Annotated in this window: 14 protein-coding genes and 1 tRNA gene; 10 read left to right on the forward strand and 5 right to left on the reverse strand. The window is 61.6% G+C overall.

Features of this window, described 5'->3' with window-relative positions; all coding sequences use genetic code 11:
- The first annotated feature begins 22 nt into the window (after positions 1-22).
- Genes ACZ5TB_RS15175 through ACZ5TB_RS15190 form a run of 4 tightly spaced genes read left to right on the forward strand, consistent with a single transcriptional unit; the run spans position 23 to position 4657 of the window.
- The gene (locus ACZ5TB_RS15175) at positions 23-1441 is read left to right on the forward strand and encodes an FGGY-family carbohydrate kinase (protein WP_464793233.1); all 1419 of its coding nucleotides are present in this window, start codon (positions 23-25) and stop codon (positions 1439-1441) included.
- 12 nt (positions 1442-1453) lie between these two features.
- Positions 1454-2608 (forward strand): FMN-dependent L-lactate dehydrogenase LldD, encoded by a 1155-nt coding sequence (lldD, locus tag ACZ5TB_RS15180; RefSeq protein ID WP_464793234.1) that lies wholly within the window; start codon positions 1454-1456, stop codon positions 2606-2608.
- Positions 2605-3849, forward strand: coding sequence for an MFS transporter (locus tag ACZ5TB_RS15185; protein WP_464793235.1), 1245 nt, complete (start codon positions 2605-2607; stop codon positions 3847-3849). The genes lldD and ACZ5TB_RS15185 overlap by 4 nt, the downstream gene beginning before the upstream one ends.
- A gap of 19 nt (positions 3850-3868) precedes the next feature.
- A complete protein-coding gene (locus ACZ5TB_RS15190) occupies positions 3869-4657 on the forward strand; it encodes a DeoR/GlpR family DNA-binding transcription regulator (protein WP_196227271.1) in 789 nt (262 codons plus the stop codon).
- 114 nt (positions 4658-4771) lie between these two features.
- Here the strand turns inward: ACZ5TB_RS15190 and ACZ5TB_RS15195 are convergent, their stop codons facing one another.
- On the reverse strand, positions 4772-5062 hold the full coding sequence (locus ACZ5TB_RS15195) for a hypothetical protein (protein WP_196227272.1): 291 nt from the start codon (positions 5060-5062) through the stop codon (positions 4772-4774).
- 86 nt (positions 5063-5148) lie between these two features.
- Positions 5149-6474: an MFS transporter gene (locus ACZ5TB_RS15200; protein ID WP_464793236.1), complete on the reverse strand. Its 1326-nt coding sequence runs from the start codon at positions 6472-6474 to the stop codon at positions 5149-5151.
- Positions 6475-6716: 242 nt separating this feature from the next.
- On the opposite strand from ACZ5TB_RS15200, the gene ACZ5TB_RS15205 reads away from it, so the two are divergent.
- From ACZ5TB_RS15205 to ACZ5TB_RS15215, 3 genes are read left to right on the forward strand one after another with little or no spacing between them, the layout of a single operon-like run.
- On the forward strand, positions 6717-9815 hold the full coding sequence (locus ACZ5TB_RS15205) for a response regulator (protein ID WP_464793237.1): 3099 nt from the start codon (positions 6717-6719) through the stop codon (positions 9813-9815).
- A complete protein-coding gene (locus tag ACZ5TB_RS15210) occupies positions 9812-10675 on the forward strand; it encodes a CheR family methyltransferase (protein ID WP_464780247.1) in 864 nt (287 codons plus the stop codon). The genes ACZ5TB_RS15205 and ACZ5TB_RS15210 overlap by 4 nt, the downstream gene beginning before the upstream one ends.
- The gene (locus tag ACZ5TB_RS15215) at positions 10665-12539 is read left to right on the forward strand and encodes a response regulator (RefSeq protein WP_464793238.1); all 1875 of its coding nucleotides are present in this window, start codon (positions 10665-10667) and stop codon (positions 12537-12539) included. The genes ACZ5TB_RS15210 and ACZ5TB_RS15215 overlap by 11 nt, the downstream gene beginning before the upstream one ends.
- Here ACZ5TB_RS15215 and ACZ5TB_RS15220 read toward each other — a convergent pair.
- Complete coding sequence (locus tag ACZ5TB_RS15220) at positions 12474-12737, reverse strand: hypothetical protein (protein ID WP_464793239.1); 264 nt, start codon at positions 12735-12737, stop codon at positions 12474-12476. The two genes, ACZ5TB_RS15215 and ACZ5TB_RS15220, sit on opposite strands and share 66 nt — an antisense overlap.
- Positions 12738-12863: 126 nt before the next feature.
- Between ACZ5TB_RS15220 and ACZ5TB_RS15225 the strand changes: the two genes are divergently transcribed.
- Positions 12864-13691 carry a transglutaminase family protein gene (locus tag ACZ5TB_RS15225; protein ID WP_464793240.1) on the forward strand — a complete coding sequence of 276 codons (828 nt, stop codon included), beginning with the start codon at positions 12864-12866 and terminating at the stop codon, positions 13689-13691.
- Between the two features lie 41 nt (positions 13692-13732).
- Here the strand turns inward: ACZ5TB_RS15225 and ACZ5TB_RS15230 are convergent, their stop codons facing one another.
- Both ACZ5TB_RS15230 and ACZ5TB_RS15235 read right to left on the reverse strand, forming a co-directional pair.
- Entirely contained in the window at positions 13733-14047 is a 315-nt protein-coding gene (locus ACZ5TB_RS15230; protein ID WP_464780243.1) for a hypothetical protein, read from the reverse strand.
- 66 nt (positions 14048-14113) lie between these two features.
- Positions 14114-14635: a MarR family winged helix-turn-helix transcriptional regulator gene (locus ACZ5TB_RS15235; protein ID WP_464780242.1), complete on the reverse strand. Its 522-nt coding sequence runs from the start codon at positions 14633-14635 to the stop codon at positions 14114-14116.
- 122 nt (positions 14636-14757) lie between these two features.
- Here ACZ5TB_RS15235 and ACZ5TB_RS15240 point away from each other — a divergent pair.
- Both ACZ5TB_RS15240 and ACZ5TB_RS15245 read left to right on the forward strand, forming a co-directional pair.
- Positions 14758-14832 (forward strand) — tRNA-Gln (locus ACZ5TB_RS15240).
- A gap of 103 nt (positions 14833-14935) precedes the next feature.
- A complete protein-coding gene (locus ACZ5TB_RS15245; RefSeq protein WP_464793262.1) occupies positions 14936-15400 on the forward strand; it encodes a DUF6538 domain-containing protein in 465 nt (154 codons plus the stop codon).
- Positions 15401-15471 lie beyond the last annotated feature (71 nt).

The following is a 15471-nucleotide window of genomic DNA, read 5'->3' on the forward strand; positions in this document are numbered from 1 at the left end:
CAAACAATATGAGAAAAGTTTCATGCGGGAGGACGAACTGAACTGCGGCTTCGCCATCATCGTCGATATCGGCAAAACGCTGAGTAAAGTGTCCCTTTGGTCTCGTGACGGCCAGATTCTGGACCGCCAGGTCCGCCCGAACGAGGTGCGGATCGAGGACGGGATTCGCCGCCTCGACACTGCAGGCATCGCCGACTGGCTCACAGAATCACTGTCGCGCTACGCATCGAGTCCCGTGGAAGTCATCGTCCCCGTCGCGCATGGCGCAGGCGTAGCTGCGCTTGTCGGCGATGCACTTGCCTTCGCGCCGCTCGATTATGAGCAGCCTATTCCGGACGAAGTCATGGACGCCTATCGCAAGGAGCGCGATGCCTTTGCGATCACCGGCTCGCCCGCCCTGCCCGACGGCCTTAATATCGGGTCGCAACTTTACTGGCTCGATCGCCTTTACCCGGCCGAAATGACGGCGGCGACCCTGCTGCCCTGGGCGCAATATTGGGGCTGGTTCCTGTCGGGGACCGCAGCGACGGAAGTGACAAGCCTCGGCTGCCACAGCGACCTATGGACGCCCGATCAGGCCCGTTTCTCGCCGCTGGCCGAACGGCTCGGCTGGGCGGAGCGTTTTGCGCCGCTGGTCAAGGCGGCGGACAGCCTGGGCACTATCCGGCCCGAGCTGGCGGAGCGCACCGGCCTTTCTCCCAATATCCGCGTTCTTGCCGGGCTGCACGATTCCAACGCGGCGCTGCTTGCCGCGCGCGGATTTGACGAGATCGCACAAGGCGATTCGACCATCCTGTCCACCGGCACCTGGTTCATCGCGATGCGCTTGCCAAAAGAAGCTTTGGCAACCAGCAGCCTTGCCGAAGGGCGCGATTGTCTGGTCAACGTCGACGCCTATGGATGCGCCGTGCCTTCGGCCCGCTTCATGGGTGGCCGCGAAATCGAGACTGTGATCGAATTTGACACGCGCCGCGTCGATATCAAACCCGATCAACCGGCCCTGCTGGCCGCTGTGTCGGACGTCCTGCAATCGGGCGCGATGTTGCTGCCGACTTTAGCGCAGGGCTTTGGCCCCTACCCCACCGGAAGCGGCAACTGGATCGCACGGCCGGAAGATTGGTATCAGCGGCGCGCGGCGGTCTGCCTTTATGCCGCATTGGTGGCCGACACGATGCTGAACCTTATCGGCTCGCGCGACCGCCTGCTGGTCGAAGGACGCTTTGCCGATGCGGAGGTGTTCGTACGGGCTCTGGCTTCCCTGCGGCCCGAAATGCAGGTCTATACGGCCAACGCCCATAATGACGTGTCCTTCGGTGCGCTGCGCCTGATTGATCCGCGCCTGAAGCCGCAGGGATCGCTCAGCCTTGTCAAACCGCTCGATCAGGATATTTCCTCTTACCGTTCCAGTTGGTTGGCTGGAATTGGTGAGATGGCTTCTTAAAGGTTTCCGCGAATGCCGATAGCCAGCGTTACCGATTTCCGCGAGGCAGCCCGCCGCCGCCTGCCCCGGTTCCTGTTCGAATATATTGATGGCGGTTCTTACGCCGAAGTAACGCTGGGCAAGAATGTGAGCGAGCTGAGCGATGTCGCGCTTCGCCAGCGGGTGCTGCGCGATGTGTCTGAACTCAATCTTTCGACCAACCTGTTCGGGCAGAAGCTGGCGCTGCCAGTGGCGCTCGCGCCGATCGGGCTGGCGGGGCTGAATGCGCGGCGCGGCGAATGTCAGGCGCTGAAGGCGGCCGAAGGCGCTGGCGTGCCCTTCACCCTGTCAACCGTAGGCGCCTGTTCGCTGGAGGAAGTCGCGCGTGCGGCATCGCGTCCTTTCTGGTTCCAGCTGTACATGATCCGGGACCGGGCCTTTATGAAGGACCTGCTGGCCCAGGCAGCGGCGGCCAACTGTTCGGCGCTTGTCTTCACCGTGGATATGCCGGTGCCGGGCAGCCGCTATCGCGATTATCATAGTGGCCTTGCGGGCGCGGATGGCCTGAAGGGCGCGATCTGGCGTGCCGCTCAAGCCGCCATGAAGCCCGGTTGGGCATGGGATGTGGGCGTTCGCGGCCGCCCGCATACGCTGGGCAATGTCGCTCCCGTGCTCAAGGGGAAGACCGGGATCGAGGATTTCTTCGCCTGGATGCGCAACAATTTCGACCCGTCGATCAATTGGCGCGATCTGGATTTCATTCGATCCGAATGGAAGGGTCCCTTGATCATCAAGGGCCTTCTAGACCCCGAGGACGCGCGGGAGGCCGCTGCGCTGGGCGCGGACGGCATCATCGTGTCCAACCATGGCGGGCGACAGCTGGACGGCGTGCTGTCCACGGCACGCGCCCTGCCCCCGATTGCCGAGGCGGTTGGCGACAAGCTGACGGTGCTGGCCGATGGCGGCGTTCGATCGGGTCTGGACGTGGTCCGCATGCTGGCGCTGGGTGCCAAGGGCGTGCTGCTCGGCCGGGCCTGGGCCTATGCGCTGGCAGCGCAGGGGGAAGCGGGTGTTACGAAGATGCTGCAATTAATTGAAGCCGAAATGCGCGTGGCGATGGCGCTCACCGGCTGCTCCAATATCGCCGACATAGACCAGAGCATTTTGGCCGGGAGGGACGTGAAATGAGTGCGGGAGCACAGAAGGACAATTGGCGCAATACGATCCTCGCGGGTCTGGCCAACTATATCGATGCCGGTTCGATCGTCGCGGGCTCTGCCGCCCTCGCGCTTTGGCAGGAAAGCTATGGCCTGTCGAATGACTTCATCGGCCTGATCGGCGCGTTCGGGCCTAACGCGATCGGCGCCGGGATTGGCGCCTATGTGGGGGGTCGATTGTGCGACAAGCTGGGCCGCAAGAAGATCTATCAGTGGGACATGCTGATTTATGCGATCGGCATGGCGATGCTGGTCTTTGCATTCGCGCCATGGATGATCGTGGTGGGCTTCCTGATCGTGGGCGTGGCCGTGGGCGCGGACATTCCGGCATCCTGGTCACTGATCGCGGAGCAGGCGCCAGATGACCGGCGGGGCAAGCATTCAGGCGTTGCGCAGGTGCTGTGGTATCTGGGGCCGGTGGTCGTTCTGCTGCTCAGCCTGGCGCTGACCAACCTGGGCCAACTGGGCGCGCGCATCGTCTTTGCGCATCTGCTGGTGATCGCGCTTGGCCTGACCCTTCTGCGTTCGCGTATGAAGGAGTCGGAACGGTGGGAAGCCGCGCAGAAGGAAGGCGTCACCAAATTGCCGGTGTCCACGCTGTTCCAGCCCAAATATCTCGCCTCCATCCTGGGTCTGGTGGGCATGTACGGGTTCTGGAACCTGTGGGCCGGGACGAACGGCTTCTTCTTCCCCTATATTCTGCGCACGGTCGGCGCGGCCACGCAGGCGCAATCGGTCGCCATTCAGGCGCTGTCCTTCGCGATCGGCATGGCGTCGATCGGCCTCATCTTCATGCGCTATGCCGACAAGGTCAATCAGCGGATGCTGTTCGCGATCTCCGCGATCATCCAGGTGATCGGCATGGCTCTGCTCGCCATCTTCCCGCTGACCATCCCCATCGCGCTGCTGCACGTGTTCTTGCTTCAGTTCGGCGGTGGTTTCGGCGCCCAGAGCTTCTTCCAGCTGTGGAGTGCGGAGATGTTCCCGACGGCGCTCCGTTCCACCGCGCAAGGCCTGTGCTTTGCCATCGTTCGCATCAGCCTTGGCATATTCAGCTTTTTCGTTCCGATGCTGAGCGCTACGGGCTTCACGACGCTGGCGTGGATTTTGACAGGCTTCCTCGTCATAAGTGGCATTATCGGCACCCTTTGGGCGCCGCGCAACGAAGGCAAGTCGCTGGAACAGCTTGAGGCTGAACGGGCGACTGCCTGATCAAGGGGGTTCGGGGACAATGCACGCGGAAGAACGCGAAAGGCTGATCATTGAAGCCATGGGCCTTACGGGCTTCGTCAGCTATCGCGCTCTTGAATCGCGGCTTGCGGCGTCCCCCGCCACCATCCGCCGGGACCTGACTCGCCTGGAGGAAGAGGGGGTAATCCACCGCGTTCGTGGTGGTGCAAGGTTGACGGAAAGCCATGGCGGCAAGCCTGAAGGCGCCGCCCGGCTGGCGGGTACGCCCTTTGCCCAGTCGATCACGGAACATCTGTCGGAAAAGCGATCGATCGGGCGGGCCGCCGCCCAGCTATGCCAGCATGGCGAAGGCATCATGATCGATGGCGGCACGACGACATTGCAGATGTGCCCGCATATTGGCGGACTGGACCTGTCGGTGCTGACCAATTCGCTGCACATCGCCAATGCGCTGCTGCCTCAGTCGGGAACGCAGATATTGCTGCCTTCCGGGACATTGTTCAGGGAGCAGAACATCATTCTCGCGCCTGCGGGTGAAGAATCGATGCCGCGTTTCCATGCGCCAAAGCTGTTCATGGGCGCGGCGGCGGTGGGGCCACAGGGGGTGATGCAACAGGACGTCATTCTGGTTGCCGCCGAACGCCGCCTGATTGATCGAGCGGAGCAGGTGATATTGCTGGTCGACAGTAGCAAATTCACCTCTTCATCGGGCGCGATCGTATGCGGCCTGAATGAAGTGGATATCGTCGTGACGGATCCGGGCGTCGCCCCGGCAGCGAGAGCGATGCTGGATAAAGCCGGGGTGAAGGTGATCATCGCTGAGGTTTGATCGCCCGTGCCGCCTGCTATCAAAGAATAGAGCGGGCGAGATATCGCTACAGCTTTTTCGGCCATCGCGGCATCTCGCCCGTTTATCTATTCAAAATATTTGATTGAGCGAGTGTTACTCCTCGCCATTGTCCTTTACGCCAACGGTCGGGACGTCGATGGTCTCCTTTTTGGAGCCGACCACCACTTCCTTGGAATCAACGTCCACTTTGGGAAGCTCTCCGCCCTTCACGCTGACTTCCGGAACATCACCGCCAGATACGTCGGCCTTCCAGAAGCCGGTGGCAAACAGGATGCCGACAATCGCCAGAATGACGACCAGCACGATCGCGACCGTGCGCCCTCCGCTGCTCTTATGAACGACCACGCGGTCTCCGGTATAGGGATCTTTATGTACTTCGGCCATCTTGTACCTCCTCCAGGTGGATATTGAACAGCTGGACCTTCAGCTTGTTCCGTCACCGGGCTAGAAGAAGCAGAGCGCCATTCTCATCAGGTCACGCTGTTCAAATCCACTCCGCGCGTTTCGGGGGCCGCAGCGACGGCGATCAGGGTGAGGAGCAGGCCGCCTATCACATAGGCGGCGACCATGCCCGTTCCGCCGCTCGCCTTGTATAGTGATAGGGCGATGATGGGGGCGAGAGACCCTGCCACGATGGACGTCGCCTGATAGGCGATGCTGGCGCCCGAATAGCGCAGGCGCGTCGGGAAGAGTTCGGTGATCATCGCGCCCTGGGGCGCATACATGGCGCCGTGCGCTACCATCGCGATGGTGATTGCCAGTCCGACGGTCCAGATCGTCCCGCTGTCCAGCAGGGAGAAGAAGATCGTGAACCAGGCTGCAACGCATATCGCGCCCGCGCCATATACGAGCCTGCGTCCGATCCTATCCGACAGTGCGGCGAAAAAGGGCATGGTCAGGCATTCAAGGGCAGAGCCAATCAACACCGCGTTCAGGACGAGCGAACGGTCGCCGCCCCTTATTTCGGTCCAATAGGTTATCGAGAAGGTCGCGGCGACATAGTAGCAGATATTCTCGCCAAAGCGGAGCCCGGCTCCGGTGAGCAGGGCGCGGCCCTTGCGCCGGATCGCTTCTACCGCCGGGAAGCGCTCGACGCCGCCTGCGGCCGCTTCGCGTGCGAAAACCATGCTTTCCGAAACGGCGCGGCGGAGCCACCAGCCTACGAATACCAGCACGATCGACAGAAGGAAGGGAATGCGCCAGCCCCAGGCCATAAAGTCCGCTTCCGTCAGCAGCGCGGATGACGCGGCGAATACGGCGGCGGCGAGCAGGTTGCCTGCGGGCGCGCCGACCTGCGGCCAGCTGGTCCAGAAACCACGCTGCGACGCGGGCGCGACCTCCGCCACGATGAGGACCGCCCCGCCCCACTCGCCGCCGACGGCGAAGCCCTGCAACAACCGAAGCAGAACGAGCAATATCGGCGCCCAGGTTCCGATCTGCTGATAGGTGGGCAGCAGGCCGATGGCTGTGGTCGACAGGCCCATGGTGAGCAGGCTGATCATGAGAAGCGTCTTGCGCCCGATCCGATCGCCGAAATGGCCGAAGACCACGCCACCGAGCGGCCGGGCAAGGAAGCCGAGGGCATAGGTCGAAAAGGCGAGCAGCGTGCCCGTCAGCGGATCGAAAGACGGGAAAAACAGTCGGTTGAACACCAGTGCCGAAGCGACGCCATAGATGAAGAAGTCGAACCATTCGATCATCGTGCCGATCAGGCTGGCGCCCACGACCGTCCGTAGCTCACGCCTGCTGACGCCAGATGCCGCCGCAACGGTCGGTGTGTTCGTCCCGGTCAGCATAGCCCCTCCTGCCCTTCCTGCTCCCAGACGCCTGCATAGAGGCGAACGGCCCGAGTGAACAAGGGCGTGAATTGGTGCAGCCTGATTATCGTGGAACCAATGTGCGCTTGGGTCGTTGGAGTTCGCCGGGATGGAACTGATCGCCCTGTATTGCAGGGTCTGGATGTTCGATCAGGGAATGGATCTAAAGGGGGGAGCGAGCTTCCTGTGCGCTTGGAGCGTTACAGGGGCTCTTTTTTAAAATGCAGCAAATCAAATCGTCGATCACGCAGGCGGGGCTTTATGCGGCGCTGGTCGTCCTGCTCGCGCTTCCCTTTATGGCTGATATAATCTTTCCGTTGGGAACGGCCGTATGGGTGGCATATTTGCTGCCGCTCGTGCTGTCCTATGTCGCCCGACGTCCACTAGTCCCGATCGTCGTCGCAACAGCCGCGACACTGTTGATGACCGTCGGCTTCGCCCTCGCCCCGGTCGGCGTCGATCCACAGGTTGCCATCACCAACCGTTCGCTGGCGGGCGTGACTTGCTGGATACTGGCGATTGTCGGCGTCCTGTTCATTCGCAACCGCCTGGCGATATTGCGGGAGGAATGGCTGCAAAATGGGCAAGTCGGCCTTGCCAAAGCAGTGGGTGGCGAACAGCCGCTGGATACGCTGGCGTCGAGCGCTCTTACGTTCATGGCCGATTATCTTAAGGCACAGGCAGGAGCGCTTTATATCGCCAATGGGGAAGGTTTCCGCCGCTACGCCACCTATGCCGTTCCTGCTGATGCACCCCTGCCCGAACGCTTTTCGGTGGGAGACGGTTTGCTAGGACAGGCGGTGAGCGATCGCCGCAGCTTTTTCCTGAAAGATGTACCTGAGGGCTATCTGTCCTATGGATCGGCGCTGGGCCAGTCGAAACCGGACAGCCTGCTGATCAGCACCACGCAGGCTGACGGCACGATCAATGCCGTCATAGAACTTGGACTTCCCAAGGATGCCGATGGCGATGCACTGGCGTTGCTGGACAGGGTCGCAGGGCAGTTGGGTGTCGCCATTCGTTCCGGCAAATATCGTGCGCGCCTGCGCGAGTTGCTGGAGGAAACGCAGCAGCAGGCGGAGGAATTGCAGGCGCAGAGCGAGGAGCTGCGCGCCAATAATGAGGAGTTGGAGCAGCAAAGCCGCCAGTTGCAGGAATCGGCCGCAAGGCTGGAAGCGCAGCAGGCCGAACTGGAACAGACCAACGCCCAGCTGGAAGAGCAGGCGCGGCAGTTGGAGATCCAACGCGATGATCTGACCCGGGCACAGCATTCGCTGCAAAACCAGACGGGCGAACTGGAGCAGGCGAGCCGCTATAAATCCGAGTTCCTGGCGAATATGAGCCATGAACTGCGCACCCCGTTGAATTCGCTGTTGATCATGGCGCGGTTGCTGGCGGAAAATCGCGGCGGCAATCTCTCCCCTGACCAGGTCCGCCATGCAGAGACGATCGAGACGTCGGGCAATGACCTGCTGACGTTGATCAACGACATTCTCGACATTTCGAAGATCGAAGCGGGCAAGCTGGAATTGCAGCCCCGCCGCATGAGCATCCGCGCGCTGACCGAGAAGATGGAAGCGATATTCGCCCCCTCCGCTCAGTCCAAGGGGCTGGCCTTCGACGCGAGCCCCTCCCCCAACGCGCCAGCCGAGATGGAAAGCGATCCTCAGCGGATCGAGCAAGTGCTGAAGAATTTCCTGTCGAACGCGATCAAGTTTACCGAGCGCGGATCGGTCAAGATGAGCGTCAACGGCACACCCGATGGGCGCATCGCGTTCACCGTGCGCGACACAGGCGTCGGCATCCCGGCCGAGCAGCAGCAGGTGATTTTCGAAGCGTTCCGCCAGGCGGACGGCACGGTCAGCCGGAAATATGGCGGCACCGGCCTTGGCCTTTCCATTTCGCGTGAGCTTGCCCGGTTGCTGGGCGGCGAAGTGCAGGTAGAAAGCACCGCTGGCGAAGGCAGCGCCTTCACGCTGATCCTGCCCGAGCGATATGACGGCGCGGCGGCGGCATTGGCGGACAGGATACGGCCTGCCGAGCAGTTCCGATCCGCGCCATCCAATCCCAAGCCTAGCCGCCCGCGCCGAGGCCCCGCTGCGCAGGACGATCGCGAAAGATTGTCGGGGGACGCCCGCGTCATCCTTATCGTTGAGGATGATCCTGTTTTCGCCAAGATACTCTGCGATGTGGCGCACGAACTGAATTTTCAGTGCCTGATCGCCAGCACCGCGGATGAGGGCGCTCTGATGGCGCGGCAATATGTGCCGAATGCCGTCATTCTGGACATGAACCTGCCCGATCATACCGGCCTGTCCGTGCTGGACCGGATCAAGCGCGACGTACGCACTCGCCATATCCCGGTTCATGTAGTGTCCGTTGACGACGATAGTCAGGCGGCGCTGTCCAGCGGCGCGATCGGTTATCTGTTCAAGCCGGTGAAGCGCGACGCGCTGGTCGAGATGCTGGAAGGGCTGGAAGCACGCATGGCACAGCGCATGCGTCGCGTTCTGGTGGTCGAGGACGATGCGCAACAGGCCGAAAGCGTCAAGCTGCTGCTGGCGTCACGCGATGTCGAAACAGTGGAAGCGCATTCCGCCGCGCGATGTTTCGAACTGCTTGGCCGCGAAACCTTTGATTGCATGGTGCTGGACCTCAACCTGCCCGATGCATCCGGCCTCGACCTGCTGGAGCGGCTGAGCGCCGACGAAGCCGTCGGCTTTCCGCCCGTCATCGTCTACACCGGGCGCGACCTCGCCCAGGAAGAGGAGATGCGGCTGCGGCGGTACAGCAAGTCGATCATCGTCAAGGGGGCGAAGTCGCCCGAACGGCTGCTGGATGAAGTGACGCTGTTCCTGCATCAGGTCGTGTCGGACCTGCCCGAACCGCAACAGGCGTTGATCGCCAAGTCGTTGAACCGCGACGCGGCGCTGGACGGACGCGAAATCCTGGTGGTCGAGGACGATGTTCGCAACGTCTATGCCCTCACCTCCATATTCGAGCCGCACGGGGCTAAGGTGCGGATTGCCCGCAATGGGCGCGAGGCGCTCCAGACGCTGGACGAGGCTGCACGCGGGCTGTCCGATCCGGTCGATCTGGTGCTGATGGACGTGATGATGCCGGAGATGGACGGCCTGACCGCCACGCGGGAAATCCGGTCGCAGCCATGGGGTCGGCAGATGCCGATCATCGCGCTGACCGCCAAGGCGATGGCGCGCGATCAGCAGGATTGCCTGGACGCGGGCGCGAACGACTATCTCGCCAAGCCGTTGGACGTCGACAAGCTGCTGAGCCTCACGCGCGTGTGGATGCCGCGATGAGCGAAGAGGTTTTCGCACCTCACGAGGAGTTGGAACTCGATTTGCTGCTTGAGGCGCTGTGGCGGCATTATCATTATGATTTTCGCGGCTATTCGCGTGGTTCGTTGCATCGCCGCCTTGCTCGCGCGCAGCAACGGCATGAATGCGAAAGCCTGTCGCAACTCCAGCATCTGCTGCTGCGCGACCCGGCGGTGTTTGCCGACCTGATGGGGTTCCTGACCATTCAGGTGAGCGAGATGTTCCGTGATCCGGCCTATTTCCGGGCGCTGCGGGAAATGGTGGTGCCGCATTTGCGCACCTATCCGTCGCTCAAAATCTGGATCGCGGGCTGTGCCAATGGCGAGGAATTTTATTCGCTGGCGATCCTGTTTCGGGAAGAGGGGCTGGAGGATCGCACGATCTTCTATTGCACGGACATCAGTCCCGCCGCGCTGAAGAAGGCGGAGGCCGGGATATATGATCTCGACCGCATCGCGCAGTTCACGGAAAATCACCGGCTGGCTGGCGGCAAGCGGTCGCTGTCCGACTATTATACCGCCGCCTATGGCGCCGCCGTCTTCGACAAGACGCTGCGCCGCCGCGCGGTGTTCGCCGAGCATAATCTCGCCAGTGACGAGGTGTTTGCCGAAGTGCAGCTGGTGTCGAGCCGCAATGTGCTGATCTATTTCGATCGAGAATTGCAGGACCGCGCGCTTGGGCTGTTCGGCGGATCGCTGGTGCGCGGCGGGTTCCTGGGTCTGGGGTCGAAGGAGACGCTCCGCTTTTCCCGCTATTCCGAAGCCTTCGCCGACTTCCACGAGGCTGAAAAAATCTACCGCCGCAACGTCAAGGATATGGAGGATCTGCGCCATGCCGCCTGAAAAGCCCAAGATCCTGGCTGTCGATGACGTTGAGGAAAATCTGACGGCGTTGGATGCCCTGTTTGCCGGGGAAGGCGTCGAACTGCTCAAGGCGCGATCTGGGGTTCAGGCACTCGAACTGCTGCTGGTGCATGATGTGGCGCTCGCGCTGCTGGACGTGCAGATGCCGGGCATGGACGGCTTTGAACTTGCCGAACTGATGCGCGGCACCGAACGGACACGCAGGGTCCCGATCATCTTCCTGACGGCGGTCGCGACCGATGAACGGCGGCGCTTCCGCGGGTATGAAGCAGGCGCGGTCGATTATCTGCTGAAGCCGGTCGATGCGCATATCCTGCGCAACAAGACGGCGGTTTTCGTGGAGCTATTCGAGCAGCGGCAGGAACTGGCCCGACAGCGCGACGAGATTGCCGCCGCCCTCGCCCGGCTGCATGCCCATAGTGACAATTCCCCGCTCGCGATCATCGAATTCGATGCCGGGCGGCACATCGTGGCCTGGTCTAACGGGGCAGAGCGGCTGTTTGGATGGCGGGCGCCGGAAGTTGCTGGCTTCAAAGCGGACGAGCTGAAATGGATCGACCCGGAAGACGAGGCCACGTTCGACAGCCTGATGAGTGACCTTATCGCCGGGCGATCCGTTCGCGCGGTCCAGCATCTGCGCATGCGGACGGCAGAGGGGCCGACGCTGGAATGCGAATGCTATTGTTCTGCGCTGCTGAATGGTCAGGGGCGGCTCGTGTCGGTCAACGTCCAAGTGCTGGACGTGACGGAAAGGAAGCGGGCCGAGGACACGCAGCGCCTGCTGATCGGAGAACTCAATCATCGGGTTAAAAATACCCTCGCCTCGGTTCAGGCGATCGCGGTGCAGACATTGCGGCATTCGTCCGGTCCGTCGGACTTTGCGCCAACCTTCACCGGGCGCATCCATGCCCTCGCCCGCGCGCACTCGTTGCTGAGCAGTACGACGTGGCAAGGCGCGTCGCTGCGGGAACTGGTCAATGGGCAGATCGACATTGGCGCGATCGATCTTGGGCAGCTGACCATCGAGGGGCCGGAACTGGAACTGGCGCCTGAGCTGGCTTTGCACGTCGCACTCATCCTGCATGAGCTGGTGACCAACGCGCATAAATATGGCGCGCTTTGCATTCCGGCGGGAACTGTGTCGCTATCGTGGAAGATGGAGCGGGACCGGCTGTTAATCCGCTGGGTCGAAAGCGGCGGGCCGCCCGTCACTCCACCGTCGCGCAGAGGTTTTGGCACGGCTCTGATCGAACGCAGTCTGAAGGCGGAAGGCGGCCAGGCCAGCGTGGAATATGAGGAAAGCGGGGTTTGCTGGACCATGACGCTGCCCTGCGGGCCACGGATCAGCCGCATCAACACCGCCAGTGCCGCCATGAATCTGAACGAAGAGGCGTTGGCGGTGCAAGGCGGCGCGATAGCGGGGCGCAGTTTCCTCATCATCGAGGACGAACCGCTTGTGGCGATGGAGATTGCCAGCATTTTGGAGGATGGCGCGGCCGCCGTCACCATAGCGGGATGTGCGCAAGAGGCTCTGGCGTTGATACAGCATGCGGATTTCGACGCCGCGCTACTGGATGGCAATTTGCAAGGCATGCCGGTCGACGATGTGGCGGCTGCTCTGTCGGAAAGGGAGATACCTTTCGCCTTCGTCACAGGATATGGACGCGAAAGCCTGCCTGAACAGTTTCAGGATCGGTTGCTCATCAGCAAACCGTTTGATCCTAAGGCATTACTGCACTGTAGTGGCAAGCTGTGTGAGGAAAATAGCGGGGCTGTTTCAGGCGGGCTCGACAGTCAATTCGGCGATTTCGAACAGGAAGCTGCGCCACCCGCGCATCCTTGATGCCTCCTCTGCCGCCGTGCGTTTCCTCTTCGCTTCGGCAAGCGATTTGACATGACCCCAGAATATTTCGGTTTTGCCATTTTCCAGTTCGGCAACGATCCGCCAATAATGGGTGAAGGGGTCGGTCGTCGGCCCGATCCGCTTCACATATCCGTCCGGCATCGTTGCTGTCAGATATTGTCTTTTCCGCTTCGCCATGCCCTTTCCTACCATAGATGGTGCAAATTCGCGCAATAGCCACCATGTAGGGGGCATGGAAAAATTCACTGCCGCTTTCCCGCAACGCCATCGGCTATCGCGTACGTCTAACTGCGCGGTGCCCGCATGAACGAGAGCATCGCTTATATCGGCCTGCTGGCTGACGAAGAGATCGAGCTGGACAGCGCCGCCTTGATGTTGAGCGCTCTGGACCATGAAGGGATCGACGTCGAACCCTATCTGGCCCTGCTGCGCGAAATCGGCGACGCGATCGAGGTGGAACGAGCGGACATCGATGATGATGATCTGCAATCGGGAGAAGCGCAGGGCACCCTTCTCGCGCATATATTCAGCGGCCAGTTCGGGTTTGAAGGCGATAGCCTGACCTACGACGCGCCCTTGAACGGCGACATGATCCGGGTGCTGGATCGTCGAAGGGGGCTGCCGGTCAGCCTTTCCATCCTCTATGTCGCAGCCGCCCGACGCGCCGGATGGCAAGCGCATGCGCTGAACACGCCCGGCCATGTCCTGGTCAGCATCGGGCCTGATGAGGCTCCGGCGATCATTGATCCGTTCCGTGGCGGCGCGCTGGTGCAGGCCGGGCAAGTGGCCGGGCTTTTCACGGTCGCCGCATCGACGGGCAGGCAAAACGTTTCGACCCTTGAGCCGATGTCGAACCGCATGACCCTTGTGCGCCTGCTCCTCAATCAGGCCACTCGGGCGGAACAGGCGAACGACACATGGCGGGCCTGCTCGATCTATGAGCGTATGACGGTGGTTGCACCCGAACATGATGCAGGCTGGTGGGCGCTTGCCCGATTGCAGTTGGAACATGGCGAGGTGGAAGCCGCCCGGGGGAGCCTGTGCGCCATGCTGGAGATCAGCCGCGATCCTGAGCGCCGCCGCTATGTTGCCGCAGCGCTCAGTCGGCTATCCGGTCAATCTCAGGCATGAGTGGGCGTTAGAATCTTAGCCCTGAGACTCACGCCGCTTGTTCAATCCCTCTTCAAGTCATTCCCCGCGCGTTCCATAGCGGCACCCGCATCTTCCTTCACTTCCCGGGCTTCGCGCCTTGCATCCTGCGTTGCGTTTCTCGTCGCCGCACCGATCTCGTTCGCGCCTCTGTCGATCGCCCGTTCGGCATGATCAAGACCATTGTCGATCTTCGCTCCTGCCTGATCGACCGCCCGGCTGACGTCATTGCCAATCGCCGACCCCGCATTTTCCAGGCTATCAGATGCTTTTTCCGAGCAGGCCGACAGGCCCACCCCTGCGACAATCACCAAAGCGGCCACAATTGATGCTTTCATGCTTCCCTCATCTTGCTGTCAAACGCATCAGCCCAACCGTTAGCCAGCCTTATGGTTGCCTGTGGGTCAGCGGCTACGCAGGCCGGAAACCATCGATCGATCTGTGTCGGGGATTAGCCCCTCCAGCACCCGCCAGAAGCCCGTCACCGACCCCTGCCCCGCCTGCGCATAAGCCGCCGCCATCTTTTCACGCAGTGCGCGGAACAACTCGGCCTCCAGCATCTTGCCCGACGGGCTGAGCCGCAACAGCTTCTGCCGCCGGTCGCTCGCCCCCTGCCGCGTTTCAATATAGCCACGCTCTATCAGGTCATTGAGCACCCGGCCCAGCGACTGCTTGGTGATGGACAGCAGGCGCAGCAATTCCTTCACCGTCAGGTCCGGCTGACGCGAAATAAAATACAGCGCGCGGTGATGCGCACGCCCTAGCCCCTGTGCCGCAAGCCCGTCGTCGATCGACCGGGTAAGCGCGGAATAGCCGAAATACAGCATCTCGATCCCCCGCCGAATCTCATCCTCGCGCAGGAAGAGGGGCGACGCAGGCGTGATCTGCGAAACCGGTGCATTGGCGGGCGAACTGTTTGCATTCATGCGGGGCGTCCAGGAAGATTTCGAAGCCCGCATATTGGCGAAGCCATAGTGACATGACTAGGCTTTCCTTTCGCGCAACAGACGCTATATGCCGTCCCGCGCGGCGGTCGCCGCACACATGCTGGGGCGTCGCCAAGCGGTAAGGCAGCGGCTTTTGATGCCGCCATGCGCAGGTTCGAATCCTGCCGCCCCAGCCAAGTTTTTCCCAACATACTGCGAAACCTGGCTTTTCGGACGACGCCGGAACCGTGGTGGGGCGTCTGCTACAGAACCCTGCTACAAAGTTGGGGCTTTGTGGGCATGGGAGGCATCCCGAATACGGTACGACGCGGGGGCGTTTATCACTTCCGGCGGGCGGTTCCCGTGGGGCTGCGGATACGGCTGCCACACAGCGAATTGACATGCAGCCTCCTCACGCATCAAGCAGGAGAAGCGCGGTTCCTGTCGCGCTGCCTGTATCTACGGTCGGAGGAATTATTCGTAGTGATCGATGCACTAAAGGAGCTCTTCGAGTCGCCGATCTGGACGGGTTGCCAATCCGAACACCGGAGGTCGAAGCCGGGGACGCATATCATTCGGGATGAGAAATTCTGGCTGCCCCTGATCGCTGTGTTTTCGGGAATGCGTCAGGAGGAAATCTGCCAACTGCGTTTGGAGGACGTGCGCCAAGCGGAAGGCATATGGGTTTTCGACCTTAGGGACGGTGACGGGCGGCAGCTGAAAACAGAAACGCGATCCGAAAGGTCCCAGTTCATACGAACCTGATCCAATTGGGCCGCACTCTCGGAGTAAGAAACCGGACGGCCCCGCAATCGTTCCGCCGGACTCCTTCAGAC

The sequence above is a fragment of the Sphingobium sp. TomTYG74 genome, assembly GCF_055393875.1.